This window comes from Vogesella sp. LIG4 (genome assembly GCF_900090205.1).
Classification (GTDB): Bacteria; Pseudomonadota; Gammaproteobacteria; order Burkholderiales; family Chromobacteriaceae; genus Vogesella.
In genome coordinates this window covers 675,050-701,019 of sequence record NZ_LT607802.1, presented here as the reverse complement: position 1 = coordinate 701,019, position 25,970 = coordinate 675,050, and the positions used below count along the sequence as shown (strand labels likewise).

At 65.2% G+C, this 25,970-nt stretch carries 20 protein-coding genes; 7 read left to right on the top strand and 13 right to left on the bottom strand.

What is annotated here, in order from left to right; all coding sequences use genetic code 11:
* Nucleotides 1–1,092 carry a redox-regulated ATPase YchF gene (gene ychF / locus PSELUDRAFT_RS03225; protein ID WP_088965482.1) on the top strand — a complete coding sequence of 364 codons (1,092 nt, stop codon included), beginning with the start codon at nt 1–3 and terminating at the stop codon, nt 1,090–1,092.
* A 102-nt stretch (nt 1,093–1,194) separates the two neighbouring features.
* On the opposite strand, the gene PSELUDRAFT_RS03220 is transcribed toward ychF, so the two are convergent.
* A complete protein-coding gene (locus tag PSELUDRAFT_RS03220) occupies nt 1,195–2,889 on the bottom strand; it encodes a DUF945 family protein (RefSeq protein ID WP_088965481.1) in 1,695 nt (564 codons plus the stop codon).
* Nucleotides 2,890–3,016: 127 nt separating this feature from the next.
* Nucleotides 3,017–3,277, bottom strand: a complete 261-nt coding sequence (locus PSELUDRAFT_RS03215; RefSeq protein ID WP_088965480.1) for a hypothetical protein — start codon at nt 3,275–3,277, stop codon at nt 3,017–3,019.
* Nucleotides 3,278–3,461: 184 nt separating this feature from the next.
* On the opposite strand from PSELUDRAFT_RS03215, the gene PSELUDRAFT_RS03210 reads away from it, so the two are divergent.
* Nucleotides 3,462–3,938, top strand: a complete 477-nt coding sequence (locus PSELUDRAFT_RS03210) for an Lrp/AsnC family transcriptional regulator (RefSeq protein ID WP_088965479.1) — start codon at nt 3,462–3,464, stop codon at nt 3,936–3,938.
* Nucleotides 3,939–4,014: 76 nt separating this feature from the next.
* On the opposite strand, the gene PSELUDRAFT_RS03205 is transcribed toward PSELUDRAFT_RS03210, so the two are convergent.
* The 5 genes from PSELUDRAFT_RS03205 to PSELUDRAFT_RS03185 form a co-directional block, all read right to left on the bottom strand.
* Nucleotides 4,015–5,139 (bottom strand): succinylglutamate desuccinylase/aspartoacylase family protein, encoded by a 1,125-nt coding sequence (locus PSELUDRAFT_RS03205; protein ID WP_088965478.1) that lies wholly within the window; start codon nt 5,137–5,139, stop codon nt 4,015–4,017.
* A 69-nt stretch (nt 5,140–5,208) separates the two neighbouring features.
* Complete coding sequence (locus PSELUDRAFT_RS03200) at nt 5,209–5,931, bottom strand: ABC transporter permease (protein ID WP_088965477.1); 723 nt, start codon at nt 5,929–5,931, stop codon at nt 5,209–5,211.
* 14 nt (nt 5,932–5,945) lie between these two features.
* Nucleotides 5,946–6,611 carry an ABC transporter permease gene (locus PSELUDRAFT_RS03195; protein WP_088965476.1) on the bottom strand — a complete coding sequence of 222 codons (666 nt, stop codon included), beginning with the start codon at nt 6,609–6,611 and terminating at the stop codon, nt 5,946–5,948.
* A gap of 67 nt (nt 6,612–6,678) precedes the next feature.
* Complete coding sequence (locus PSELUDRAFT_RS03190) at nt 6,679–7,440, bottom strand: transporter substrate-binding domain-containing protein (protein WP_197693931.1); 762 nt, start codon at nt 7,438–7,440, stop codon at nt 6,679–6,681.
* A 25-nt stretch (nt 7,441–7,465) separates the two neighbouring features.
* Nucleotides 7,466–8,227: a dimethylarginine dimethylaminohydrolase family protein gene (locus tag PSELUDRAFT_RS03185; RefSeq protein WP_088965475.1), complete on the bottom strand. Its 762-nt coding sequence runs from the start codon at nt 8,225–8,227 to the stop codon at nt 7,466–7,468.
* 266 nt (nt 8,228–8,493) lie between these two features.
* Between PSELUDRAFT_RS03185 and PSELUDRAFT_RS03180 the strand changes: the two genes are divergently transcribed.
* The 4 genes from PSELUDRAFT_RS03180 (at nt 8,494) to PSELUDRAFT_RS03165 (ending at nt 12,556) form a co-directional block, all read left to right on the top strand.
* A complete protein-coding gene (locus PSELUDRAFT_RS03180) occupies nt 8,494–9,297 on the top strand; it encodes a ferredoxin--NADP reductase (protein ID WP_088965474.1) in 804 nt (267 codons plus the stop codon).
* 129 nt (nt 9,298–9,426) lie between these two features.
* Nucleotides 9,427–10,209: a transporter substrate-binding domain-containing protein gene (locus PSELUDRAFT_RS03175; protein WP_231895294.1), complete on the top strand. Its 783-nt coding sequence runs from the start codon at nt 9,427–9,429 to the stop codon at nt 10,207–10,209.
* Between the two features lie 113 nt (nt 10,210–10,322).
* Nucleotides 10,323–10,982, top strand: a complete 660-nt coding sequence (locus PSELUDRAFT_RS03170) for an amino acid ABC transporter permease (RefSeq protein WP_088965473.1) — start codon at nt 10,323–10,325, stop codon at nt 10,980–10,982.
* Between the two features lie 428 nt (nt 10,983–11,410).
* Nucleotides 11,411–12,556, top strand: coding sequence for a PLP-dependent aspartate aminotransferase family protein (locus PSELUDRAFT_RS03165; RefSeq protein ID WP_088965472.1), 1,146 nt, complete (start codon nt 11,411–11,413; stop codon nt 12,554–12,556).
* A 201-nt stretch (nt 12,557–12,757) separates the two neighbouring features.
* On the opposite strand, the gene PSELUDRAFT_RS03160 is transcribed toward PSELUDRAFT_RS03165, so the two are convergent.
* The 6 genes from PSELUDRAFT_RS03160 to PSELUDRAFT_RS03130 all read right to left on the bottom strand — a co-directional run bounded on the left by PSELUDRAFT_RS03160 (nt 12,758) and on the right by PSELUDRAFT_RS03130 (nt 21,160).
* On the bottom strand, nt 12,758–13,240 hold the full coding sequence (locus PSELUDRAFT_RS03160) for a heme-binding protein (protein ID WP_088965471.1): 483 nt from the start codon (nt 13,238–13,240) through the stop codon (nt 12,758–12,760).
* 485 nt (nt 13,241–13,725) lie between these two features.
* Nucleotides 13,726–14,346, bottom strand: coding sequence for a response regulator transcription factor (locus PSELUDRAFT_RS03155; RefSeq protein ID WP_088965470.1), 621 nt, complete (start codon nt 14,344–14,346; stop codon nt 13,726–13,728).
* Nucleotides 14,343–15,776, bottom strand: a complete 1,434-nt coding sequence (locus tag PSELUDRAFT_RS03150; RefSeq protein WP_088965469.1) for a sensor histidine kinase — start codon at nt 15,774–15,776, stop codon at nt 14,343–14,345. Before PSELUDRAFT_RS03150 ends, PSELUDRAFT_RS03155 begins: the two co-directional genes overlap by 4 nt.
* Nucleotides 15,777–15,820: 44 nt before the next feature.
* Nucleotides 15,821–16,543: an ABC transporter substrate-binding protein gene (locus PSELUDRAFT_RS03145; RefSeq protein ID WP_088965468.1), complete on the bottom strand. Its 723-nt coding sequence runs from the start codon at nt 16,541–16,543 to the stop codon at nt 15,821–15,823.
* Nucleotides 16,544–16,805: 262 nt separating this feature from the next.
* Nucleotides 16,806–19,064 (bottom strand): arginine/lysine/ornithine decarboxylase, encoded by a 2,259-nt coding sequence (locus tag PSELUDRAFT_RS03140; RefSeq protein WP_088965467.1) that lies wholly within the window; start codon nt 19,062–19,064, stop codon nt 16,806–16,808.
* A 614-nt stretch (nt 19,065–19,678) separates the two neighbouring features.
* Nucleotides 19,679–21,160 carry a phosphatidylserine/phosphatidylglycerophosphate/cardiolipin synthase family protein gene (locus PSELUDRAFT_RS03130; protein ID WP_088965465.1) on the bottom strand — a complete coding sequence of 494 codons (1,482 nt, stop codon included), beginning with the start codon at nt 21,158–21,160 and terminating at the stop codon, nt 19,679–19,681.
* Nucleotides 21,161–21,417: 257 nt separating this feature from the next.
* On the opposite strand from PSELUDRAFT_RS03130, the gene gltB reads away from it, so the two are divergent.
* The gene (gltB, locus tag PSELUDRAFT_RS03125) at nt 21,418–25,863 is read left to right on the top strand and encodes a glutamate synthase large subunit (protein WP_088965464.1); all 4,446 of its coding nucleotides are present in this window, start codon (nt 21,418–21,420) and stop codon (nt 25,861–25,863) included.
* The last annotated feature ends 107 nt before the right edge of the window (nt 25,864–25,970 follow it).

Below are 25,970 nucleotides of genomic sequence, written 5' to 3'. Positions count from 1 at the left end.
ATGAGTCTGAAGTGCGGTATCGTCGGCCTGCCCAACGTCGGCAAGTCCACCCTGTTCAATGCGCTGACCAAGGCCGGCATCGAAGCGGCCAACTACCCGTTCTGCACCATCGAGCCCAACGTGGGCATCGTGGAAGTGCCGGATCATCGCCTGGCCGAACTGGCCAAGATCATCAACCCGCAGAAGATCCAGCCGGCCATTGTTGAATTCGTCGACATCGCCGGCCTGGTGGCGGGTGCCTCCAAGGGCGAAGGCCTGGGCAACCAGTTCCTGGCCAACATCCGCGAGACCGATGCCATCGTCAACGTGGTGCGTTGCTTCGACGACCCGAACATCGTGCACGTGGCCGGCAAGGTAGACCCGATCGCCGACATCGAGACCATCCTCACCGAACTGGCGCTGGCCGACCTGTCCTCCGTGGAGAAGGCCGTGGCTCGTGAAGGCAAGAAGGCCAAGGCCGGCGACAAGGATGCGCGCGCGCTGGTAGCCGTGCTGGAAAAACTGGTGCCGCACCTGAACGAAGGCCAGCCGGCGCGCTCGCTGGGCCTGTCCGACGAGGACAAGGCGCTGATCAAGCCGCTGTGCCTGCTCACCATCAAGCCAGCGATGTACGTGGCCAACGTGGCCGAAGACGGCTTCAGCAACAACCCGCTGCTGCAGCGTGTGGAAGAATACGCCGCCAAGGAAGGCGCACCGGTAGTGGCGCTGTGCGCGGCCATTGAATCCGAGATCGCCGAGCTGGACGACGCCGACAAGGCCGAATTCCTGGAGACCCTGGGCCTGGAAGAGCCGGGTCTGGATCGCCTGATCCGCGCCGGCTACAAGCTGCTGGGCCTGCAGACCTACTTCACCGCCGGTGTGAAGGAAGTGCGCGCCTGGACCATCCACGTGGGCGACACCGCGCCGCAGGCTGCCGGCGTGATCCACACCGACTTTGAACGCGGCTTCATCCGCGCACAGACCATCTCCTACGCCGACTTCATCGCCCTGGGGGGCGAAGCCAAGGCCAAGGAAGCCGGCAAGATGCGCGCCGAAGGCAAGGACTACGTGGTGCAGGATGGCGATGTGCTGAACTTCCTGTTCAACGTCTAAGCCGCCGTATCGCTGCGCCTGCCTGCACCGCAGGCAGCGCAATGCAAAACACCCCTGAAACGCAATGTTTCAGGGGTGTTTTGCCATCTGGCGGCCGTGCTGTCAGCGGTTGGCGCAGCGCATGATGGCACGGTCCGATGCGAGTGACAGGCACTGCCGCAGATCGACGGCGGGGCCGGGCAGGTGGTGGCGTGGGCGCGGCCGGGTTTTCGGTGGCGTGGGCGGCGCTGTGGTTGTGGTGGCGGCCTTGCCGCTCAGGGCGGGGGCATACGCCGGTGCTGCTGCAGCTTGCACTACCAGCGGCGGGGTAGCCGCAGCCGGCGGCAGCGCGGTGGCGGCAGGCAGGCCCTGCGGGCCTATCCTGGCGCCAGGCGGCGGCAATGCAGCGCCGGCCGGCAGTGCCGCAGCGGGCGTGGCGGCCGTGCCGGGCCAGGCGGTGGCCGGGTCGAATGGCTGACCGTTGGCCTTGATGCCGGAGGCATCCACCAGCAGGCTGGTGCTGAGCTGCTTGCCGTCATCCTTGAGCCAGCCCTTGCCCTTCCATTGGGTAATGGCGGCCTCCGCCGTCAGTTGCGCTTGCGCCGCCTGCTCCGGCGTCGGCGCCTTGCTGCTCAGCGCGCTGATCAGGCTGCGGTCCAGCGTCAGGCCGGCTTTCAGCGTCACGCGGCTCTTGCCCTGCTGCTGCAGCCATTGCGGGGTGATGCTGGCTGCCGTGGTGCCCTTGCCGTCGAAGCTCACTGCCAGGCTGGCGGCAAGATTGCCCTGCGGGGTGTGCATGGCCAGGCGGTCCAGGCTGAACGAAGGCGATTGCATGAGGAAGCCACCGATATGGCGGCGGATCATCTCGGACATGGCCTGCTGCAGGGCGTGCGGGTCATTCTGGCCGGCAAGGCGCAGGCGCAGGTCGGTGGACTCCTTCTGCCAGGCGATCAATTCCTGCTTGCTGATATTGGCGTAGGAGAAATCGACGTCGATATTGTCGAGGAGCAGGGCCTGGCGACCGGGCGGGCTGATGCTGAGGCTGGACAGGTGCGAGCGATAGTGGGCGGCCACATTGCTGCCCTGGTCCTGTACCGCCACGTCGCCGTGGCCGGGGCCGATGTGCAGCAGGCTGCTGCCGCCTGCCAGCACCTCGATGCTGTCCAGCTTCTGGCTGGTCTGCGATGCCCACGGCTGGTCTGCCGCAAAGCCGCCCGCTGCCAGCGAGCCGCTCAGCTTGATATTGCTGCCGCGCACGGTAACGCCGTCGGCACGGCCCGCCAGCGGGATCTGGTAGCTGAATGCCGGCATGTTCAGATCGTAACTGACAGGCTGGCCTTCTTTCGCCTGCAGCTGCCCGTCGATGCTGAAGTTCAGCGTGCCGGCAGGGCCGCCAAGCGTCAGGTCATGGCCGGACAGGCTGGTGGTGTTGCTGCCATCGACACCGCGGATGGTGTGCATGTCCAGATGCAGCGGCTCGCCCGCCGGGCGGCCTGCCGCATCCAGCGGCACGATGCTGTAGTCGGTGCGCGACCAGCGCACAAAGGGGATGGCGAACTGGTTGATCTTGTAGTCGATCTCGGCCGCCAGCAGGCCGTTGGCCAGCGGCAGCTGCAGCCTGGCCTTGGCGGTGGAGAAGAACCAGCCGCGATCGAACTGCTCCAGCGTCAGCATGGAGCCCGCCGCACTGCTGGACAATTTGGCGAAGTCGCTGCGCAGCTTGTCTTCGCTGCGCATGCCGACGATGCCGGGAACGATGCCGCACCATGCAACTGCGGCCAGGGCCAGCGTCGCTGCCACGCCTTTCATTGCCTGCATACCACCTCCCTGTGCCTGGGGACGGGCACTTTCGTTTTATCGATACCGAAAGCATAACAGGCGGCAGGGGCATGCTCCAGCACGCTGCGTCTGCCGGTCTGACAGTGTGGAATCGTGAGGTGGCCGGCTAGTGGCCGAGTTCGCGCACCAGCGGGCCGTATTGTGCGATGACGCTGTCGATCTGCTGGTTGTCCTGTGGCTCCAGCGCATCACGCAGCTGCCACAGCTCCTCGCGGGAATGGCGGGCGTGGTGGATGATTTCAGTGGACTGCGTCGGCTTGGCCATTTCCTGGCTGATGACCGCGGTGTAATGGCTGATCAGCGTGGATAGCAGCCGCATGGCCTCCTCGTAGCCGCTACCGTGTGGCATGGCGCCTTGCTCGGTCATGTTGTGCTCCTTGGCTGGGATGGCGGGGGGCATCCTGTTTCATTGTGGCTGCCGGTGGCAGGTTGTGCGGGAGTTTTATGTCGCGGCCAGCTGGCAACACAGCAGAGGTTGGCCGCAAGCGCCCGGCGCTGTGTAAACTGTCCGTCTCCGTACCGCCGCCATCCTACCCATTGCCCGGGCCATCATGGAAAAGAAGTTCACGCTAGATCGCATCGACCTGAAAATCCTCGCTGTGTTGCAGCAGGATGGCCGCATTTCCTTCCAGAAACTGTCGGAGCATGTGAACCTGACGCCGCGACCGTGCCTGGAGCGGGTACGCCGGCTGGAAAAGGCCGGCATCATCAAGGGCTATACCGCCATTGTCGACCTGCCGCAGCCGCAGCATGCGGTGGTGATCCTGGCCGAGGTGGAGCTGGCCGACCATGCGGTGTCGCAGCAGGCCTTCACCCGCGAGCTGCTGAACACGCCGGAGGTGCTGGACTGCTGGCTGGTGAGCGGCAATTTCGATTTCCTGATCCGCATCGGCTGCCGCGACATGAAGCAGTACCGCGAGCTGGCCGAGCGCTGGCTCAACAGCACTGCTTTCAAGATCCACAAGATTCTCACCACCACCGAGCTGCAACCCATCAAGCGGCAGCGGCAAGACTTGCCTGAGGCATAAGGTTGGCCGCATGGGCCGTGCGCGCTGGCGATCGATGCTGCAGTGCTGCGCTTGCCGGCAGATCCGGCCTGGCGCTTCAGGCCAGCATCACGGCGCCGTGCCCGGTGTCATCGTGGCCGACAACGCGGCATAGTTCGGCACCGGCCAGAAAGTAGCCGGGGCGTTGGCGGGCGTAGAGAATGCCGTCGCTGGCGCTGCAGATGGCGCTGACCCGGTTGTGCTGGACGTCGATCACTTCGGCGACGCTTTCGCCGGCACGGACGCTGGCGCCAAGCGGCCGGGTATGGACCAGCAGCCCGGCGTGCGGCGCAACAAGACTCTGCATGCCTTCCCAGTACATCGGCCGGGCTACCGGTGGCGGCAGTTCGGGGGCATCCCCCGCGATATGGCCGCGCCGTTGCAGGAAGGCGTAAATGGCGGCGGCATCGCGGCGGGCCTGCTCGTGCTGCAGGTCACCCTGGCCGCGCAGCTCGATGGTGGCCGACACGCAGCCGGGAGCCAGCGGATGTTGTGCCGCAAACTCCCGCGCCAGCCGCCACCACACCTGACCACAAGACTCCTCGAAGGTGCTGCCGCCGGCATTGCGCCCGAGCACGGTGACAGCCACACCCAGATAGCGCGCCAGTGCTTCGCAATCCGGCCAGAACGGCTCGTCGGTGTACAGGTGCAGCACCGCTTCGCGATCGCAGTGCAGGTCCAGCACCAGGTCGCTGCCTTGCGCCAGTGTGGACAGGGTGTGGCGCAGGGCGGCCAGCGCCGAGCCGGGCTGCATCCGGGCCAGCGCATCGTGAATGGCGGCCCGGACGATGTCGCGGTTGTGCTCTGCCTGCTGGCCCAGCAGGGGCGCCACCTGGTCGCGTACCAGCGCGTAGTAATCCGGAAACAGGCGGTTGAAGTTTTCGCCGCTGTTCAGTTCGAAGCGCCCCTGCGGGTCATGCATCAGCCGTTGTGCCAGCCCCAGCGGGTTGGCAAACGGCAGCAGTACGATTTCGCCCTGGATCGCATCCTGCGCGTCGGCAGCGGCCAGCAGCTGGCGCAGGTGGTGCAGTACCAGCATGCCAGGCAGCTCGTCCGCATGCAGGCTGGCTTGTAGATAGGCCCGGCGGCTGCCGTCCGCCTGGCCGTAATGCAGGCTGGTCAACGCATACTGGCAACCGATACTGCCGTGCTGTAGCGGATGCGTCCGGGTGTGCATGGCCATGACGGGCTCCTCATGAAAGTGTCAGTATCGCAAGTTGGCCGCATGCCGGGTTCGGTGCTGGCGCCAGTGTCAGTGCTTGCGGGGGCGCAGAAAGGCCAGCCAGCGTCTTTCCGCACCCATGAACAGCGCCAGCAGGGCAAAGGTGCAGCACAGGTACAGTGCCGCCGCCATCAGGAACGGGAAAAACGGCGAATAGGTGTTGGCGTACAGCGCGCGCGCCACGCCGGTCATGTCCAGCAGGGTGACGGTGGACGACAGCGCGGTGGCATGCAGCAGGAACACCATTTCGTTGCTGAACACCGGTATCACCCGCCGCAGCGCACCGGGCAGCACGATGCGGCGGATCAGCTTCAGCCGCGACATGCCGAAGGCCTCGGCCGCCATGATTTCCTCGCGCGGGTAGGTTTCCAGCGCGCCGGCCAGGATCTCCAGTCCGTAGGCGGCGGTGTTCAGCACATAGGCCAGCACCGCGCAGAAGCTGGCGTCGCGGAACAGCAGCCAGAAGCCGTTCTCCTGTTGCCAGCCATCCTGTACCAGCTCGAACTGCGACAGGCCGTAGTAGAGCAGCATCAGCTGCAGGAACAGCGGGGTGCCGCGAAAGAAGTAGCTGAAGGCTCGCACCGGCCAGGCCAGCAGCGGGTGGCCGTATACCTTGAGCAGCGCCAGTGCGATGGCCAGCGCCACACCGAATACCGCGGACAGCAGGAACAGCTTGGCGGTGATCACCAGGCCGGTGAGCTGGCTGCCGTCCGTCCACAGGAAGGCGGGCAGCGTCTTGAGAATCTCGTTCATGCATCGTCTCCCGGTCAGTAGCTGGCGCGGCGGCCAACCCAGCGGAACAGCCCGCCGGAGGTCGCGGTGATCAGCAGGTACAGCAGGCAGATCAGAAAGTAGAACAGGAAGGGCTTCTGCGTGGCGCGCCCGGCCTGTTCCGCCAGCCACACCATGTCTTCCAGGCCGATCAGCGACACCAGTGCCGCCGACTTCATCAGCGCCAGCCAGTTGTTGTTGATGCCGGGCAGGGCGTAACGCAGCATCTGCGGGAACAGGATGGCGCGGAACACCCGCCATGGGCTCATGCCGTAGGCCAGACCGGCCTCCAGCTGGCCCTTGGGCACCGCCATGAAGGCGCTGCGGAAGGTCTCGGTGTAGTAGGCGCCATAGATGAAGGCGATGGTCAGCACCCCGGCGGCGAATTTGTTGAATTCCACATTCGGCAGCCCGACGCTGTGCAGCAGCAGGTTGAAGCACCATTCGCCGCCAAAGAACAGCAGCAGCATCATCACCAGCTCGGGGATACCGCGGATCACCGTGGTGTAGGTGGTGGACAGCAGGCGCAGCCACGGCGGGCCGAACAGCTTGATGGACGCATTGGCCAGGCCGATCAGCAAGGCCAGCAGCAGGGACAGCAGGGCAACCTGCAGGCTCAGCAATGCGCCGCCCAGCAGCAGGGGCAGATAGGAGGACACCATGATGGACTCCTCATGCAGCAGGTGGCGCCGGCGCGCACGGCTGGGCCGCAGGCGCCGGCGGGCTGCATCAGTTGTAGATATCGAACGAGAAGTACTGTTTGCGGATCTTCTCGTACTGGCCGTTGGCGCGAATGGCGGCCAGCGCGTGGTTGATCGCCGCCTTCAGCTCGCTATCGTTCTTGCGCAGGGCAATCGCCACCGGGGTACTGCCGCCGTCTCCCAGCTTGGGGCCGAGGAAGGCGAAGTTCTTGCCGTGCTCGGTGTTGAGGAAGCTGGTGGCTGCCTGGATGTTGTCCTGCAGCGCAGCGTCAATGCGGCCGGAAGCCAGGTCCAGGTAGACGTTGTCCTGGTTGGCATAGGTGGTGATCTTCACCCCCTTGCTACCCCACAACTTCTTGGCCAGGGCCTCGTGGATGGAGCCGGACTGCACGCCCACCGTCTTGCCGGTCAGGCCCTGCTTGCTGCCCTTGCGGGCCACCAGCTGCGGTGCCGACGCGTAGTACTTGTCGGTGAAGGCAACTTCCTTCTCGCGCTCCGGCGTGATGTTGAGCGAGGCAATGATGGCGTCGTACTTGTTGGCGTTCAGCGCCGCGATCATGCTGTCGAACGGCTGCTTCACGAACACGCAGCGCGCTTTCAGCTCGGCGCACACCGCCTTGGCGATGTCCGGGTCGAAGCCGGTGATCTCGCCGCTGGGCGAGAGCACGTCGAACGGCGGGTAGCCGCCATCCACGCCCCAGCGGATTTCCTTGATGCCGGCAGCGCCGGCCTGGCCGGCGGCCAGACCCAGCACGCCGGCCAGCATGAGTGCAGTGATTTTCTTGTACATGATGTTTCTCCTCCGTAAGCCGGACTTAGAAGCGCAGCGACATGCAGGTGAGGCCGCCATCCATCTTGCGGATCTCGCTGGTGTCGGTCTCGATGATGGGCAGCCCCAGGGTCTTCAGCTTCTTCAGCGTGTCCGGGTAGCCGCTGGGGGTGATCAGCGTGTCGTTGATCCACAGCGTGTTGCCGGCGTATTCCTCTTCCTTGGCCAGCACGATCTGGTTGAAGCCGCGGAAGGCCGGGTGGTCCACGCTGTCTTCCGACAGGATCACGGTGTTGCGGCCAACGTAGTTGACGATGGACTTCAGGTGCAGGCCGGCGCCCACTTCAATGGCGGTAACGCTGTAGCCGAACTTCTCCACCGCCGCGGCGAACTCGCGGATGCCGGCCTCGTCGGTGCGGCTGGTCAGGCCGATGAAGAAGCGCTTGTCGATCATCAGTACATCGCCGCCATCCATGTGCGCATTGCTGCTCATGCGCACGGTATGGCGCAGGCGCGATACCACCGGCGCAATGGTGTCCACTTCGCCGCGGCGCGACGGCGCACCGGGGTGGGTGATGATGGCCAGCTCCGGCATCATCACCGCGGTGTCTTCCACGAAATGCGCATCCGGGTAGTCCGGCGCGGCCGGCAGCGTGGTCACGGTCAGGCCCAGGCTCAGCAGGATGTCCACGTAGTTGCGGAACTGCTGGCGGGTCAGTTCCGGGTTCGGCGCGCCAAGGCTGGAGGTGGTCAGGCCGCTGGCAACGGAGTCCGCCGGCAGGCGGGTAATGGCATGGGTGAAGTGCATGTGTGTTGGCTCCCAGGTTGGCTGCGACTGGCGCAGTGGCTGTCCGGCTGCGGACGGTGTGAGAATCATTCTAGGGAGCCGCCGTCTGGCGCTTGGGTCGTATCCGGCTGTGAGCGCAGCCGGTTGTGGTTGAAATCGGCAGCCGGCACAGCGCAAATCGGTGGTGGCCGCCACGGCGATGACAACGGGCTGGCCAGACGATGCCGGCTTGCATTCATGGCGCAAGTGGCGGATCATTATCCGAGTAAATTAGTCGGATATTCATCATGTCGGAGACCATCACCGCCCCTGCTACCCAGCAGGACGACAAATTCAGCGCCGAGCGCATCAGCTGGTTGCACCGCTGGCACGACAAGCTGTTTAGCTTTCGCCTGACGCGCCCGGAAGGCTTCCGCTTTACCCCCGGCCAGTTTGCCCGCCTGGGGCATGCGCTGCCGGACGGCGGCCATGTGTGGCGCGCCTATTCCATGGTGTCTGCCCCGTGGGACGACTACCTGGAGTTCTACTCCATCGTGGTGCCCGGCGGGCAGTTCACCAGCCGGCTGGCGCAGCAGGGTGTGGGTGACAGCGTGCTGCTGGAGCGCAAGGCCACCGGCTTCTTCACCGCCGACCGCCTGCCGGACGGCGAGCAGCTGTGGCTGCTGGCCACCGGCACCGGGCTGGCGCCCTACCTGTCCATCCTGCTGCAGGAAGACGTGTGGCAGCGTTTCGAGCACATCGTGCTGGTGCATTGCGTGCGCGAGGTGGGCGAGCTGGCCTACCGCGAGGAAATCGCCGCCCTGCGCGAGCACCCTCTGCATGGCGATGCCTATGCCCACAAGCTGCAGTACCTGCCGGTGGTGACACGCGAGCAGGTACCTGGCTGCCTGCATGAACGCATCCCGGCGCTGCTGGCCAGCGGCGAGCTGGCCGCCGCCGCCGGCCTGGTCATCGACCCGGAGGTATCGCGCTTCATGATCTGCGGCAACCCGCGCATGGTGAAGGACACCTATGCTCAGTTGCAGCAGATGGGCTGCCGGCTGGCAAGGTTGGCCGCACCGGGGCAGGTGGTACTGGAAAACGGTTGGTAGGCGTGCTATGCCACTGGTGAATTTCTATAGATAAATATGTTCATAGCCGGCGCTGGAGTAGCGCCGGCGATTTTGTTAAAGTGCTGTTCGTTTTATTGATTAACCAATCAATAGCTTTAAGGAATAAGAATGATGAAAAAGACTCTGCTCGCTCTGTCGCTGCTTGGCCTCACCGCTCACACCTTCGCCGCCGACCTGCTGGATACCGTGCAGCAGCGCGGCACGCTGAAGATCGCGCTGGAAGGCACCTACCCGCCGTTCAACTTCAAGGACAAGGATCAGAAGCTGACCGGTTTCGAAGTGGAGCTGGGCGACGCGCTGGCCAAGAAGCTGAAGCTGAAGCCGGAATTCATCACCGGCGAATGGAGCGGCCTGCTGGCCGGCCTGCAGGGCGGCAAGTTCGACGTGGTGATGAACCAGGTGTCCATTACCGACAAGCGCAAGGAAGTGTTCGACTTCTCCGTGCCGTACACCGTGTCCAGCGCCCAGCTGATCGTGCGCAAGGACGAGAAGCGCGGCTTCAAGAGCCTGGCCGATCTGGCCGGCAAGAAGATGGGCGTGACCCAGGGCAGCAACTACGCCGACATGGTGAAGGCGCAGGGCGGTATTGAATCCAAGTTCTACCCGTCGGCACCGGAAATCCTGCAGGATCTGGCACTGGGCCGCATCGACGCCGCCGTCAACGACAGCCTGCTGATTCCGTTCGCGCTGAAAGAAGCCAAGCTGCCGCTGAAGGCCGGTGCACCGGTTGGCGGCACCACCTCGATGGGCATCCCGTTCGCCAAGGGCAACCCCAAGTTCAAGACCGCCATCGATGGCGCACTGAACGCCATGTACAAGGACGGCAGCTTCAAGAAGATTTCCGTGAAGTGGTTCGGCATCGACGTGTCCAAGGCCCCGTCGGCACGCTAAAATCGGCGACCTGACACACGCCTCCGCGCCGTGCGGAGGCGTTTTCATTTGCGGGCCCGGCCTGGAGCCTGTTTACGGCTTGCAAACAGGTTCCTGGCGGGCAAGGAGACAACATGGACTGGCTACAACTGGCCAAAGACGCAATGCCGGTGCTGATCAAGGGCGCCGGGCTGACCCTGTTTTTCGCCAGCATCTCTATGGTGCTGGGGCTGGTGCTGGGCTTCGTGGTGGCGCTGGCGCGTGTGGCGCGGATACCGCTGCTGTCGCAGCTGATGGCGTTCTACGTCAGCGCCATGCGTGGCACGCCGCTGTTGGTGCAGATCTTCGTGATCTACTACGGCCTGCCGTCGGTGGGCATCGAGTTCCAGCCGATTACTGCCGGCGTGCTGGCGCTGACGCTGAACGTGGCTGCCTACCTGTCGGAAAGCCTGCGCGGCGCCATTGCCGGGGTGGATCGCGGCCAGTGGGATGCCGCGCTGTCGCTGGGCCTGTCCTGGTGGCAGGGCATGCGCTTCGTGGTGGCGCCGCAGGCGCTGCGCCTGGCGGTGCCCAGTCTGGCTAACAGTCTGATCTCGCTGATCAAGGACACCTCGCTGGTGTCGGTGATTACCGTGTCCGAACTGATGATGAGCACCAAGGACCTGATTGCCCAGACCTTCCAGCCGCTGCCGCTATACCTGATGGCAGCCGCCATCTACTGGGTGCTGAGCGCGCTGTTCGAGCAGGTGCAGAAGCGGGTGGAAGTCAAACTGCAGCGCGCCTACCAGCGCTGATGACGGTTTGCCGGCAAGCTTGGCCGCAGGTATGTAGCTTGAGCGAAGCCTGGTATTTACAGCCTTGTTTTGCTGGTGTTCTCGGATTTTGAATCCGCTGCGCGGATGATGATTTTGATGCCGGTTCCGCCCGGCGAGCAGGTTAAGGGGGCCACCGCGGCCCCCTTAACGATCCCCGGCTCCCCGGCGGCTGCTCGAAACCCCGTGCAAAAAGGCACGCCCCAGGCGCCGCCGAACTCGTCCCTCGCTAACGGCTCGGGACTCAGACAAATCGGCGTCTTAAAACCTGGGGCGCACCCTTTTGCCCGGCTCGCGCCAACGGGTTTGGGGCACATCGGTTCGGTTTTATTTTTGGCAGGGCGGTCAAACGGGCAAAGTAGTCGTTTGAGGCCCGAATGACCTGTATTACACAGACTACGGAGCTGTCGATGAAATTCGCCACCAAGGCCATCCATGCCGGCTATGACTACCACGGCCACCAGCGCGCGCTGATGCCGCCCATCTACCAGACCTCCGCCTTCGCGCATGACGAAGTGGGCGAGCAGCTGGATTTTGCCTACTCGCGCACCGGCACGCCGACGCGCGCGGTGCTGGAAGCCAACCTGGCGGCGCTGGAAGGCGCCGAACACGGCCTGGCCTTCGCCAGTGGCATGGCGGCGGTGGACGCGGTGCTGCGCGCCACGCTGCAGCCGGGCGACGAAGTCATTGCCGTGGCCGACCTGTACGGCGGCGCCTACCGCATCCTCAGCAAGGTGATGGCGGCACAGGGCATCAAGGTCACCTTTGCCGACCTGACCGATGCGGCCAACCTTGCCCCGCTGATCGGCAGCAATACCAGGCTGCTGTGGCTGGAATCGCCCACCAACCCGCTGCTGAACCTGGTGGACATTGCCGCGCTGTCGGCCATTGCCCACCAGCACGGCGTGAAAGTGGCGGTGGACAGCACCTTCGCCACGCCCTACCTGCAGAACCCGCTGGCACTGGGCGCCGACATCGCCGTGCATTCCGCCACCAAGTACCTGGGCGGCCATTCCGACGTGCTGCTGGGGCTGGTGGCGGTGAGCGATGCCGAGCTGTACAAGGCGATCAAGTTCATCCAGAACGCCGCCGGTGCGGTAGCCGGCCCGCAGGACTGCTTCCTCACCCTGCGCGGCATCAAGACGCTGGCGCTGCGCATGGAGCGCCACTGCGACAACGCCGAGAAGGTGGCCGCCTTCCTGCAGACGCACCCGGCCATCGAGAAAGTGTTCTACCCCGGCCTGCCGGAGCATCCGGGGCACGAACTGGCCAAGCGGCAGATGCGTCGCTTCGGCGGCATCGTCACCGTGTACCTGAAGGACGACAGCCGCGCCGCCGCCAGCCGTATCGCCGGCAAGCTGCGCTTGTTCATGCTGGCCGAGTCGCTGGGCGGGGTGGAATCGCTGGTCAACCACAGCTATACCATGTCGCACGGCGGTATGCCGCCGGAGCAGAAGGCGGCGCTGGGCATTCGCGACGGCCAGCTGCGGCTGTCCATCGGCGTGGAGGACATCGACGACATCCTGGCCGATCTGGCGCAGGCGCTGGCGGACTGAACCAGCTCGCCGCTACGCAACAAAGCACAAGGCCACGCCCATCGGGCGTGGCCTTGTGCTTTTGCCGGGCCCGGCAACGCCGGGCCACTGCAGCTGGATGCCTGCAGCGGCCGCCTTGCTGTTGATAAAACAAAGCCCTTGCGCGTGGCGAAAGGGCATTGTCAGTACGCTCTGGTGCGGCCAACGTTGGCCGCACGGTACTTACTTGAACATGGCGGCGTTGGCGTCGATGGCGGCCAGCGCGCACTGTTCGTCCAGGTTGCCGCCCGGCGCACCGCCGATGCCGATGGCGCCGATCACTTCGTTACCGGCCTTCAGCGGTACGCCACCGCCCAGCAGCAGGAAGCCGGGGATGTCGGTGAGGTTGGCCGCACCCGGGTTCTTCTGCGCGTTTTCCATCATCGCCTGGGTCGGCGCCTTGGCGGAGGCGGAGGTGAAGGCCTTGGCCTGGCTGGCGGCGATGGTGTGCGGGCCGGCATTGTCGGCGCGGGCGAAGGCCTTCAGGTTGCCGGCACGGTCCACAATGCTTACCGCCACGTTCCAGCCCTTGGCCTGGCACTGTGCCACGGCGTCGGCGGCCAGCTTGTGGGCGTCGGCCAACGAGATATTGTGTTCGGTCAGCGGGGCGGCCTGGGTCAGGCTGGCGGCGGCGAGCAGCAGGGCGGTGCAGGTGGTGCGGATCATGGTGGGGCTCCTGTGGGTTGTGGTGCAGCGATGGCTCCATAGTAGGCAATCGCGGGCAGCGGCAACATTCGGACGATTACGCCGCCGCCTCCGTAGTGCTACGGAGGCAGCGCTGTGCAGCTTGCGGCCCGCCGTAGCGAGGTGCTGATTTACTTGGGTTTTTTCTGGCGTGGAATCCGCTGCGCGGATGATGATTTTGATGCCGGTTCCGCCCGGCGGACAGGTTAAGGGGGCCACCGCGGCCCCCTTAACAATCCCCGGCTCCCCGGGGCCATTCGAAACCCCGTGCAAAACGGCACGCCCCAGGCGCCGCCGAACTCGCCCCTCGCTAACGGCTCGGGGCTCAGACAGATCGGCGTCTTAAAACCTGGGGCGCACCCTTTTGCCCGGCTCGCGCCAACGGGATGAGGGCATGCCGGTTCGGTTCTACAAGTTGAAGGTTGGCCGCAGGCTTATCTGCAATGATCGCTATACGCCTGTGGCTGTCAGGCATTGTCCGGCAGCAGCACCAGGTAATGGCGGATCAGCTGTGCCAGGGTGTCCACCTCCAGCTTGGCGAACACATTGGCGCGGTAGGTTTCCACCGTGCGTGGCGACAGCGCCAGTTCGCGGGCGATTTCCTTGTTGCTCAGGCCGTCGGCGATGCGCTGCAGCACGTCCAGCTCGCGGCCGGACAGTCGCGCCAGTTTCTGCCGTGCGGCCAACGTTGCCGCCTGCCGCTCGCGGCTGGCAATGTGCTGGCGCACCGCCTTCTGCACGGTGTCGAGGAACACGTCGTCGTCCACCGGCTTTTGCAGGAATTCCACCGCGCCGCTCTTGAACGCGCGCCGGCACAGGTCCACGTTGCCGTGGCCGGTGAGCATGATCACCGGCAGGTCGCTGTCGGCAAGGCGGTCCAGTACGTCCAGCCCGCTCATGCCGGGCATGCGGATGTCCAGCACCACGCAGCCGATGGCGCCGCGATCATGCCCGGCGAGAAAGGTCTGCGGGTCGGCAAAGCCCTGGCTGCGCAGGCCGACGCTGCGCAGCAACAGCGCCAGGGCGTCGCGCACCGCGTCGTCGTCGTCCAGCAGGTAGATCAGCGGGGATTGTTGGTCGTGGTTCATGTGTTGCTCTCCGCCAGCGGCAGGCTCAGGGTGAAGCAGGCGCCGCCGGCCGGCAGGTTGGCCGCAGTGAGCTGGCCGTGCATGCCGTGCGCCAGGGTTTCGCTCAGGCTCAGCCCCAGGCCCATGCCGCCCTGGCGAGTGGTGAAGAAGGGCTGGAACAGCCTTGGCAGCACTTCGGGCGGGATGCCGGGGCCGTTGTCGCTTACCGTCAGCCGGTAGCGCGTGCCCTGCACCTCGCCGCGCAGGGCGATGCGGCCGCCACGGCTGCCCAGCGCTTCGGCGGCGTTCTGTACCAGGTTGTGCAGGATCTGCTCCAGCGCTACCGGTTCGGCCTGCAGCCGCGCGCTGGGGCTGGTGTTGTCCCAGCTGAGGGCGATCTTGCGGCTGGCCAGTTCGTCGTGGCGCAGCAGCAGCAGCGATTCCAGCAGCGGTTGCGGGTCCAGCGCTGCGCTGCCGCCACCGCCGGGCTGGGTCACCATGGCACGCAGGCGGCCAACGATGTCGGCGGCGCGCCGCGCCTGGGCGGCACTGGTGTGCAGTGCCTGGCGCACCGCGTCGCGTTCGTCTTCGTCATCCAGCAGCCGCTCGGCGGCGCGCACATTGGCGAGGATGGCGGTCAGCGGCTGGTTCAGTTCGTGGGCGATGCCGGCGGCCATTTCGCCCAGCGTGCCCAGGCGGTTGAGGTTGGCCAGCCGTGCTTGTTCCTGTGCCTGGCGGCGCTGTGCGCGCACCTGCAGCCGGGCGCGCAGCGCCGCCAGCAGCAGTGCCAGCAGCGCGGACAGTGCCAGCCATTGCCCCCACGGCCATTGCGCCACGGTCAGCACCCGGCGGCTGTGGAAGGCGAACGGCTGGCTGGCGGCCGGCAGCTGCTTGTCCACCGCCAGTGGCCAGCCCCATGGTGCCGGTTGCGGCTGGCGTGCCAGCAGTGCCTGTTCGCCGCCCGGCAGCGCCAGGCTGATGCGTGCCAGCGCCGGCGGCCAGTCGCTGTCGGCCAGCAGGTGGCGGGCATCGATCAGCAGCGCCCAGCCGGAGGCATCCAGCAGCCAGTAGCGGCCGGCGCCGGCAGCTTGTGGCAGTGCCCGCCGCTGTTGTGCGGCCAACTTGATGCCATCGGCGATGCCGGCCGGTGGCGGGGTGGGGCCGAGCCAGCGCCCGCCCTGCCACCGGCCGATGGCGCGCAGCTGCGGCATGGCCGGTTGCAGGCCGCTCAGCAGGCGTTCGGGGGCGGGGGGCGATTCCAGTTGCGCCAGGGTGGCCAGCACCGCGTCGTGCTGCACGGTTTTCTGGCTCAACAGGCGGTGGGCGATGCTGCTGTCCTGCAGGAAGCGATCCTGCTGCTCGCGCAGTGCGCGATAGCCCAGCAGCGCGGCGCCCAGCAGGCTCGCCAGCAGCCAGTACAGCAGGGTTCGTCGCAGGGAAGGTGGGCTCATCGCCACATTATGGCAGCCCGGCGGCCGGGCCGGGCTCCGTAGCGCTACGGAGGCGGTGGGCGCCGCAGGTAGTTGCGGTTGATGCGTTCGCTTTCGCCGTTGCTGCGCAGCTGGGCGATGGCCTTGTCCAGGCTTGCCGTCAGCGTATCCGGCACCGCCGGGTTGCAGCCCAGCCAGCTGTCGGCCGAGGTCAGTTTCAGCACGTGCTTGATGGCGATGCCCTGCTGCGCCGCATAGTAGCTGGCCACCAGGTCATGCACCGCCCACAGGTCCACCGCGCGATGCAGCAGCATGCGCAGGCTGTCGGCCGGGGCCTGGGTGGTGCTGTAGCTGAAGTTGTGTTCTTTCAGGCGGTCTTCCGCCGTGGTGCCCAGCATCACCACCGTGCGCAGCTTGCTGGCGGCGGCCAGCGTTGCCGGCCTGGGGCCGTCGGCCAGCGCGAACAAGCCCAGCTCTCCGGGGTTGAGCAGGCTGGCCCAGCGGTAACGCTGCTCGCGTTCCGCCGCCCGGGTAAGCGGGTAGATGCAGGCATTGCGGGTCTGCTGGGTGATCTGCTGTGCCCGCTTCCACGACAGGTCGGCGCGGATATCCAGGCTGATGCCGCTGTTGCGGCCGGCCTGGCGCAGCATGTCGATGCCGATACCGCTGATGCGGCCGTCGGCCGCCAGCATGCTCAGCGGCGGGTAGTCGGTGGTGTAGATGGTCAGCTGCGCTCCCTGGCTGGCAGTGGCCAGGGCAAGCAGCAGGCCGGCGGCGAATAGCCTCATCGCAGCGTGTCCCGCATGGGTGACGACAGTGTTTCATTATGGCTACTGCCGCGAGGGCTGCAAAACAAAGCGGCCAACCCCGCCTGGCAGGGTTGGCCGCATGTTTGCCGCTGTTAGCGCAGAACCTGTTTACGATCTTGCGGGCCATGGCGAGACAAGGCAAAAACGGCGGAGGAAGCGGCGTTGACATGAAGTCAATGCGCATTCCGAAGCTGTTTTTAGCGCAGTATCGCCGACGCGCAGCAGATCGTAACGCAGACCCTTAGGCTTTTACGCAGTCCACGCAGTAGGTCTTCCTGCCGTCGATCTCGCTGGCCACCAGGCCGTGCACGTCGGTCTCGAAGCCCGGCAGCTGGCGGTTGAACGCCTGCACGAAGCGCAGGTAGTCGACGATGGTGCGGTTGAACACCTCGCCCGGAATCAGCAGCGGAATGCCCGGCGGGTACGGGGTGAGCAGTACCGCGGTAACGCGGCCTTCCAGCTGATCCACCGGCACGCGTTCGATGTCGCGGTGCGCCATCTTGGCGAAGGCTTCGCCCGGGCGCATTGCCGGCGCCATTTCCGACAGGTAGATCTCGGTGGTGAGGCGGGCGATGTCGTGCTCGCCGTACAGGCGGTGAATCTTCAGGCACAGGTCCTTCAGGCCCACGCGCTCGTACTGCGGGTACTTGGCGACGAATTCCGGCATCACGCGCCACAGTGGCTGGTTCTTGTCGAAGTCGTCCTTGAACTGCTGCAGCAGCGAGATCATGGTGTTCCAGCGGCCCTTGGTGATGCCGATGGTGAACATGATGAAGAAGCTGTACAGGCCGGTTTTCTCCACCACCACGCCGTGTTCGGTGAGGTACTTGGTGACGATGGCGGCCGGGATGCCCAGCTCCTCGAAGCTGCCGTCCAGCGCCAGGCCCGGGGTGAGGATGGTGGCCTTGATCGGGTCCAGCATGTTGAAGCCGTCCTCGATGCCGGCAAAGCCGTGCCAGCTGTCTTCCGGCTTGAGCGTCCAGTCGGCCGGGTCGCAGATGCCGTCATCGGACAGCGCATCCGGGCCCCACACGCGGAACCACCAGTCCTCGCCGTATTCCTCGTCCACCTTGCGCATGGCGCGGCGGAAGTCCAGCGCTTCCACCAGCGATTCTTCCACCAGTGCCTGGCCACCCGGCTGCTCCATCATGGCGGCGGCCACGTCGCAGCTGGCGATGATGGCGTACTGCGGGCTGGTGGAGGTGTGCATCAGGTAGGCTTCGTTGAAGCTCATGGTGTCCAGCTGGCGGTTCTCCGGGTCCTGCACCAGGATCTGCGAGGCCTGAGAGATGCCGGCCAGCAGCTTATGGGTGGACTGGGTGGAGAAGATCATCGAATCCTTGCAGCGCGGGCGGCCCTCGCCGATGGCGTGGAAGTCGCCGTAGAAGTCGTGGAAGCTGGCGTGCGGCAGCCAGGCTTCGTCGAAGTGCAGGGTGTCCACCTCGCCATCCAGAATGCCCTTGATCTCCTCGACGTTGTACAGGATGCCGTCGTAGGTGGACTGGGTGAGGGTGAGGATGCGCGGCTTGGCGCCCTTGTTGTTGGCCAGCGCTTCGCGGGCGAAGGGGTTGGCCGCAATCTTGGCGCGGATCGATTCCAGCGAGAATTCGCTCTTCGGAATCGGGCCGATGATGCCGTAGTGGTTGCGCGTCGGCATCAGGAACACCGGGATCGCCCCGGTCATGATGATGGCGTGCAGGTTGGACTTATGGCAGTTGCGGTCCACCAGCACGATGTCGCCGGCGGCCACGGTGCTGTGCCACACGATCTTGTTGCTGGTGGAAGTGCCGTTGGTGACGAAGAACAGGTGGTCGCAGCTGAAGATGCGCGCCGCATTGCGTTCGGACGCCGCTACCGGGCCGGTGTGGTCCAGCAGCTGGCCCAGTTCGTCTACCGCGTTGCACACGTCGGCGCGCAGCATGTTCTCGCCGAAGAACTGGTGGAACATCTGGCCCACCGGGCTCTTCAGGAATGCCACGCCACCGGAGTGGCCCGGGCAGTGCCAGCTGTAGGAGCCGTCGTAGGCGTAGTTCACCAGCGCGCGGAAGAACGGCGGCGCCAGGCTGTCCAGGTAGCTCTTGGCCTCGCGGATGATGTGGCGCGCCACGAACTCCGGGGTATCCTCGTGCATGTGGATGAAGCCGTGCAGCTCGCGCAGGATGTCGTTGGGGATGTGGCGCGCGGTGCGGGTTTCACCGTACAGGTAGACCGGGATGTCCGGGTTGCGGCGGCGGATTTCGGCCACGAAGCCGTACAGGCCGCCCAGCGCTGCCTCGGTGTTCTCGTCGGTCTGGAATTCCTCGTCGTCGATGGACAGGATGAAGCCGGCGGCACGGCTCTGCTGCTGGGCGAAGGAGGTCAGATCGCCGTAGCTGGTGTAACCGATCACGTCCATGCCTTCGGCCTTGATGGCGTCGGCCAGCTCGCGGATGCCGGAGCCGCTGGTGTTCTCGGAACGGAAGTCCTCGTCGATGATGACGATGGGAAAGTGAAAACGCATACCTGAGTCCTTGATTGCTGTAACTCGGACACATCAGGCACTGCATTAAAGACCGCATGGGCAGAGCGTGAACCAGGCAGGGTGCAGCTGCATGATCCTTGGCACCTGTAACGGCCTTCGCGGCAGGGCCGGAAGTGTCACTCGGTGCGCGTTGGGGCACAGTTCTGTACGTACGACGTGATGCCGCCGCCCTGGATGGCTGGCCTTGAGGCGCGTTGTTTTAACCAGCCACAGTCAGAAATCGGGGGGCGACTGCAACTGGAACAAAAGGGGCGCTTTGCACCGCGGTCCGCACTGGGAGGATGTCCTCCTTCACGTCTGCCGGCTTAGGGTGTTGTCTACCGTTGCGGGGTTGGCCGCAGCGGAAAACACCTTCGAATAACCCAAGAAAGCGCGCATTGTAGCGGCATTGTCGGCGCTCATGTTGCACAGCAGTATTACAGCGGCGATTTTTTTGCTGTCATGCACTGGCTGGCTGCCGTTCTGCCCGCGCGACATGCCGGCACGGGCGCCGGGCATGGCGGCAGGGGGCCGCATCGCGGGTGCTGCTATCGTGGTAGCTGGTTGCGAATGTCTTTTTTCATCATGGGTTTAGCTGGCTGCCCGGCGGTGGCTCAGCTGGCGTCGTCCGGTGGCTGCCGGGCCGGGGGCGCTGCCGCGGGGCGCGGCGGCGGGTGTTGTTTTTTGCGCCGCCGGCGGCGGTACAGCTGCCAGGCGCGCAGCAGTACGCTGGCGGCGGCCAGCAGCAGCACCAGCGTCAGCGGCAGCGCCGCCAGGTAGGGGAACACGGCGATGGCGATGGCCAGCAGCAGCAACACCAGGCCGATACTGAGAAAGGCGCTGGCCTCGCTGTCGTCCACGTCGCGGGTGCCGCGTACCGCGCTGTCCAGCACCACGCCGATGCGCGCCGCCTGCCGTGCCGCTGCCGCGGCGCTCACCACCGCCTGCTGCCGCAACGGCAGGCGGCTGCGGCGCAGCATCTCTTGCGACGGCACCGGCCGGCGCCGGCTGCCGCCCAGTACGATCTCGGTGGCGTTGTCCAGATCCTGCAGGAAGCGCTGCGCCATGGTGGCGGCCACGCCGTCGTCCTCGATGGCCAGATCGATTTCGCGGTTGGCCAGCCAGCTGGACAGGTTCAGGTTGGTGGAGCCGATGCGCGCCCAACGCTGGTCGGCCACCGCGGTCTTGGCGTGCACCATCGGGCCGTTCCATTCGAACACGCGTACACCGGCCTCCAGCAGCGACCGGTACTGGGTACGCGAGATGGTGGCGATCCAGCCGATGTCGCTGGCGCGCGGCACCAGCAGGCGCACGTCCACACCGTCGCGCGCAGCATGCTGCAGGGCGGTGAGGTAGGCGCTGGTGCCCATGAAGTAGGCATCGGTGAGCCATAGCCGTTCGCGGGCGAAGCCGGCGATCAGCAGATCCAGCCGCATCAGGTTGGCGGTGGCCGGGGTGGTGGCGATCAGCCGCGCCGCGATGTTGCCGTGGTTTTCCGGCGCGGGTAGGGGCGGCAGTTTCAGCGGGCTGCCGCACTGCGCCCAGCTGTCGGCAAAAGCGGCGATGGCATCGCTCAGCAGCGGGCCGGCGAGGCGCAGGCCGGTGTCGCGCCAGTCCTGCCAGCGCGAGCTGGCGCACAGGCCGCCGATGAAGGCGGTGTGACCGTCCACCACGATCAGTTTGCGGTGATCGCGCCCCAGCACGCGCATGCCGCGGGTGAGGCTGGGCGCCTGCCAGGCCCGGACCTGGGCGCCGACCTGCAGCAGCGGCTTGAAAAAGCCGCGGTAGTGCTCGCGCCAGCAGCCCAGCCAGTCGTACAGCAGGCAGACGGTTACGCCGGCCAGCGCCTTGCGGCACAGCAGGTCGCGCAGCTGACGGCCAAAGTCGTCGTTGGCAAACAAATACATCTCCACCAGCACTACGCTGTTCGCCTGCTGGATGGCTGCCATCCAGGCCGCAAAATTGGCCTCGGCATCGAACAGCACATCCACCCGGTTACCCGCTACCAACGGGGCGCCGGCCGAGCGTGCCAGTGCCTGTTCTGCCAGCTGGCGGAACAGCGGCGAGCCGGCGGAACTGGCGGTTTGCGATGTCATTTGTTTATTGTTTGACAATATTTGAAATCCAATATTTTGTAGGGGTTGAATTACAAATTTGCGCTGTCGTTTTTTTGAAGCTTGATGTCCCGTAAACGAAAACATCGTCGCACATGACGTGTGCGAAAATTGCAAAAATTGTTAGATAAGTTTTTGATTTTATTGATGTAATGCGCCGCACAAAAAGCGGTTGCAGGTCAGCTATCTTGACCTTAGAATCGAAGGCATTCGCTTCACATTATAAGCAGGGACAAACGATGGACAGACAGCGTTGGCTGGAGGGCACTCTCTATAGCCCGGATTTCGAACAGGACAGCTGTGGCTTCGGCCTGATTGCTCAGCTGGACGACAAACCTTCCCATTGGCTGGTGCAGACCGCCATTTCCTCGCTGGCCAAGCTTACCCACCGCGGCGCGGTGGCGGCAGACGGCAAGTCGGGTGATGGCTGTGGCCTGCTGTTCCGCAAGCCGGATGGTTTCTTGCGCGAAGTGGCGGCCGAGGCCGGCATTACGCTGAAGGCGACCTACGCCGCAGGCCTGGTGTTCAGCCACCCGCAGGATGGCGAGCGCAGCCGCACCCGTCTCAAGGAATACCTGGAAAGCCAGGGCCTGGAAGTGGCCGGTTTCCGCGTGGTGCCCATCGACACCGCCGCCTGTGGCGAGCAGGCGATGGCGTCGCTGCCGAGCTTCCACCAGGTGTTCGTGAACTGTCCGTTCGGCATGGACGAGCTGGGCTTCCAGCGCCGCCTGTACATGGGCCGTCGCCAGGCAGAGAAGGCCAACAAGGCCGACGATCCGTACTTCTACATCCCCACGCTGTCGCCGCATACGCTGTCGTACAAGGGCCTGGTAACCCCGGAGAACCTGCACAAGTTCTACCTGGACCTGTCCGATCCGCGTTTCGAATCCAGCCTGTCGGTATTCCACCAGCGCTTCTCCACCAACACCTGGCCGCAGTGGAAGCTGGCGCAGCCGTTCCGCTTCCTGGCGCACAACGGTGAAATCAACACCGTACAGGGCAACCGCAACTGGGCACGTGCCCGCGAGCGCATCATGACCTCGCCGCACCTGGACATGGACGCCATCCGCCCCATCGTGCAGACCGACGGCTCCGACTCCATGTCGCTGGACAATATGCTGGAAGGCCTGCTGATGGGCGGCATTCCGCTGTTCCGCGCGCTGCGCCTGCTGGTGCCGCCGGCATGGCAGAACGTGGACAGCACCGACAAGGACCTGCGCGCCTTCTACGAATTCAACTCCATGCACATGGAGCCGTGGGACGGCCCGGCCGGCATCGTGCTGACCGACGGCCGCTACGCCGGCTGCATGCTGGACCGTAACGGCCTGCGCCCGGCGCGCTGGGTACTGACCAAGGACAACATCCTCACCATCGCCTCGGAAGTGGGCGTGTGGGATTACAAGCCGGAAGACGTGGTGAAGAAGGGCCGCGTGAAGCCGGGTCAGCTGTTTGCGGCCGACCTGCAGACCGGCGAGATACTGTACCCGGAAGACATCGACGCCCAGCTGAAGTCCGCCAAGCCGTACCGCCAGTGGATCAAGGACGCCGGTTCGCGCCTGGAGCTGTCCATCGAGGACGACGCCGGCCTGGAAGCCTGGCCGAAGGAGCAACTGCTCACCTTCCAGAAGCTGTTCAACATCAGCTTCGAAGAACGCGACCAGATCCTGCGCGTACTGGCCGAAGACGGCCAGGAGGCGGTGGGCTCCATGGGTGACGACACCCCGATGGCGGTGCTGAGCGAGAAAGTACGCTCGCCGTTCGACTACCTGCGCCAGCAGTTCGCCCAGGTGACCAACCCGCCGATCGACCCGATCCGCGAAGCCATCGTGATGTCGCTGAACACCGTGTTCGGCCCCGAACTGAATATGTTCGAGGAGACCGCGGCACATGCCAAGCGCCTGGAAGTGCGCAGCCCGGTGCTGTCGCGCGAGAAATTCCTGCGCATCACCAGCCGCCCGGAAGCCTACCTGAAGGCCACTACCTTCGACCTGTGCTACGACCCGGCGGAAAGCAATCTGGAAGACGCCATCCGCAAGCTGTGCAGCCACGTGGTGGAAGCGGTACAGGAAGGCAGCGTGATCGTGGTGCTGTCCGACCGCACCGTTGCGGCCAACCGTCTGCCCATCCACGCACTGTTCGCCACCGGCGCCGTGCACCACGCGCTGATCGACTGCGGCCTGCGCTGCAAGGCTAACATCCTGGTGGAAACCGGCACCGTGCGCGACCCGCACCAGATGGCCGCGCTGATCGGCTACGGCGCCACCGCGGTATACCCGTACCTGGCCTACCAGACCATCGTCGACCTGGTGCAGACCGGTGACGTGAGCCTGCGCGTCAACGAGGCGCTGCAGCACTACCGCAAGGGCATCAACAAGGGCCTGATGAAGGTGCTGTCCAAGATGGGCATCTCCACCATCGCCAGCTACCGCGGCGCTCAGCTATTCGAAGGTATCGGCCTGCATGAGAGCGTGGTGGCACTGTGCCTGAAGGGCACCGTATCGCGCATCTCCGGCGCCGGCTTCGAGGACTTCGAGGACGACCAGAAGAAGCTGTCCAAGCTGGCGTTCAATCCGATGCGCCCGGTTACCCACGGCGGCCTGCTCAAGTACGTGCATGGCGAGGAGTACCACGCCTACAACCCGGACGTGGTGCAGATGCTGCAGAAGGCCGTGCAGAACACCGACTACGACGCTTACAAGCAGTACGCCGAGCTGGTAAACACCCGCCCGGTGGCCATGTTCCGCGACCTGATGGAAGTGAAGCTGGACGGCATCACCCCGATCTCCATCGACGAAGTGGAACCGGTGGAAAGCATCCTCAAGCGTTTCGACTCCGCCGGCATGTCGCTGGGCGCGCTGTCGCCGGAAGCGCACGAGGCGATGGCTACCGCCATGAACCGCCTCGGCGGCCGTTCCAACTCCGGTGAAGGCGGTGAAGACCCGGTGCGCTACGGCACCGAGAAGATGTCCAAGATCAAGCAGGTGGCCTCCGGCCGCTTTGGCGTCACCCCGCATTACCTGGTGAACGCCGAAGTGCTGCAGATCAAGGTGGCGCAGGGCGCCAAGCCGGGCGAGGGCGGCCAGCTGCCGGGCGACAAGGTATCGCCGCTGATCGCCAAGCTGCGCTGCTCCAAGCCGGGCATCAGCCTGATTTCGCCGCCGCCGCACCACGACATTTACTCCATCGAGGATCTGGCACAGCTGATCTTCGACCTGAAGCAGGTGAACCCCAAGGCGCTGGTATCGGTGAAACTGGTGGCAGAGCCGGGTGTGGGCACCATTGCCGCCGGCGTGGCCAAGGCCTATGCCGACCTGATCACCATCTCCGGCTACGATGGCGGTACCGGTGCCAGCCCGCTGACCAGCGTGAAATATGCCGGCAGCCCGTGGGAGCTGGGCCTCACCGAAGCACAGCAGGTGCTGCGTGCCAACGGCCTGCGTGGCCGCGTGCGCGTGCAGACCGACGGCGGCCTGAAGACCGGCCTCGATGTGATCAAGGCCGCGCTGATGGGCGCCGAGAGCTTCGGCTTCGGCACCGGCCCGATGATTGCGCTGGGCTGCAAGTTCCTGCGTATCTGCCACCTGAACAACTGCGCCACCGGCGTGGCCACCCAGGAAGTGAAGCTGCGCTCCAAGTACTTCATCGGCCTGCCGGAAATGGTGATGAACTACTTCCTGTTCATCGCCCAGGAAACCCGCGAGTGGATGGCCAAGCTCGGCGTGCGCAATATGGAAGAGCTGATCGGCCGCATGGATCTGCTGGCCCTGCGTGACGGCGCCACCGGCCGCCAGCAGAAGCTGGACCTCTCCCCGCTGCTGTCGCAAGGCAGTGTGCCGGACAGTGTGCCGCGCTTCTGCGTAAGCGACTCCAACCCCTCGTTCGACAAGGGTGAGTTTGCCGAGCAGGTGCTGCAGGATGCGCTGCCAGCGATCAACAACAAGCAGATGCTGGAGTTGTCCTACCGCATCGAGAACACCCACCGCTCCATCGGTGCCCGCCTGTCCGGCGAGATCGCCCGCGTGCACGGCGCGGCCGGCCTGCCGTTCGGCTGCCTGAAGGTGAAGTTCCAGGGTGCCGCCGGCCAGAGCTTTGGCGTGTGGAACGCCCCGGGCCTGCACCTGGAGCTGGAAGGCGATGCCAACGATTACGTGGGCAAGGGCATGGCCGGTGGCCGCGTGGTGATCTACCCGCCGAAGAACGCCGCCTACAAGCCGGATGAGTCCATCATCGTCGGCAACACCTGCCTGTACGGCGCCACCGGCGGCCAGCTGTTCGCTGCCGGTGTGGCCGGCGAGCGCTTCGCGGTGCGCAACTCCGGCGCGCTGGCGGTGATCGAGGGCGCGGGTGACCACTGCTGCGAATACATGACCGGCGGTAGCGTGATCGTGCTGGGCGAAACCGGCTACAACTTCGGTGCCGGCATGACCGGTGGCTTCGCCTTCGTCTACGACCCGGAAGAGCGCTTCGCCTACCGCTACAACAACGAGCTGATCGACATCCACCTGATCAACGGCGAAGCCATGGGTATGTATCGTGCCTACCTGCTGGAGAAGATTGCCAAGCACGTGGAGCTCACCGGTTCGGAAACCGGCCGCGCCATGCTGGAGAACTTCGACGACTACGTCGATTACTTCTGGCTGGTGAAGCCGAAGGCGGCCAAGCTCGACAGCCTGCTGAAGGACTAAGAGCGTGTTCACGATCTAGCGAGCTAGGGCGAGACAAGGCGAAAACGGCTGAGGAAGCGGAGTTTACAAGTGGTAAATGAGCAATCCGAAGACGTTTTTAACGCCGT

Bases quoted from the DNA above. Each gene is read 5' to 3' on its own strand.
- ychF (WP_088965482.1), top strand. From the start codon at position 1: ATGAGTCTGAAGTGCGGTATCGTCGGCCTGCCCAACGTCGGCAAGTCC.
- PSELUDRAFT_RS03220 (WP_088965481.1), bottom strand. From the start codon at position 2,889: ATGCAGGCAATGAAAGGCGTGGCAGCGACGCTGGCCCTGGCCGCAGTT.
- PSELUDRAFT_RS03215 (WP_088965480.1), bottom strand. From the start codon at position 3,277: ATGACCGAGCAAGGCGCCATGCCACACGGTAGCGGCTACGAGGAGGCC.
- PSELUDRAFT_RS03210 (WP_088965479.1), top strand. From the start codon at position 3,462: ATGGAAAAGAAGTTCACGCTAGATCGCATCGACCTGAAAATCCTCGCT.
- PSELUDRAFT_RS03205 (WP_088965478.1), bottom strand. From the start codon at position 5,139: ATGGCCATGCACACCCGGACGCATCCGCTACAGCACGGCAGTATCGGT.
- PSELUDRAFT_RS03200 (WP_088965477.1), bottom strand. From the start codon at position 5,931: ATGAACGAGATTCTCAAGACGCTGCCCGCCTTCCTGTGGACGGACGGC.
- PSELUDRAFT_RS03195 (WP_088965476.1), bottom strand. From the start codon at position 6,611: ATGGTGTCCTCCTATCTGCCCCTGCTGCTGGGCGGCGCATTGCTGAGC.
- PSELUDRAFT_RS03190 (WP_197693931.1), bottom strand. From the start codon at position 7,440: ATGTACAAGAAAATCACTGCACTCATGCTGGCCGGCGTGCTGGGTCTG.
- PSELUDRAFT_RS03185 (WP_088965475.1), bottom strand. From the start codon at position 8,227: ATGCACTTCACCCATGCCATTACCCGCCTGCCGGCGGACTCCGTTGCC.
- PSELUDRAFT_RS03180 (WP_088965474.1), top strand. From the start codon at position 8,494: ATGTCGGAGACCATCACCGCCCCTGCTACCCAGCAGGACGACAAATTC.
- PSELUDRAFT_RS03175 (WP_231895294.1), top strand. From the start codon at position 9,427: ATGATGAAAAAGACTCTGCTCGCTCTGTCGCTGCTTGGCCTCACCGCT.
- PSELUDRAFT_RS03170 (WP_088965473.1), top strand. From the start codon at position 10,323: ATGGACTGGCTACAACTGGCCAAAGACGCAATGCCGGTGCTGATCAAG.
- PSELUDRAFT_RS03165 (WP_088965472.1), top strand. From the start codon at position 11,411: ATGAAATTCGCCACCAAGGCCATCCATGCCGGCTATGACTACCACGGC.
- PSELUDRAFT_RS03160 (WP_088965471.1), bottom strand. From the start codon at position 13,240: ATGATCCGCACCACCTGCACCGCCCTGCTGCTCGCCGCCGCCAGCCTG.
- PSELUDRAFT_RS03155 (WP_088965470.1), bottom strand. From the start codon at position 14,346: ATGAACCACGACCAACAATCCCCGCTGATCTACCTGCTGGACGACGAC.
- PSELUDRAFT_RS03150 (WP_088965469.1), bottom strand. From the start codon at position 15,776: ATGAGCCCACCTTCCCTGCGACGAACCCTGCTGTACTGGCTGCTGGCG.
- PSELUDRAFT_RS03145 (WP_088965468.1), bottom strand. From the start codon at position 16,543: ATGAGGCTATTCGCCGCCGGCCTGCTGCTTGCCCTGGCCACTGCCAGC.
- PSELUDRAFT_RS03140 (WP_088965467.1), bottom strand. From the start codon at position 19,064: ATGCGTTTTCACTTTCCCATCGTCATCATCGACGAGGACTTCCGTTCC.
- PSELUDRAFT_RS03130 (WP_088965465.1), bottom strand. From the start codon at position 21,160: ATGACATCGCAAACCGCCAGTTCCGCCGGCTCGCCGCTGTTCCGCCAG.
- gltB (WP_088965464.1), top strand. From the start codon at position 21,418: ATGGACAGACAGCGTTGGCTGGAGGGCACTCTCTATAGCCCGGATTTC.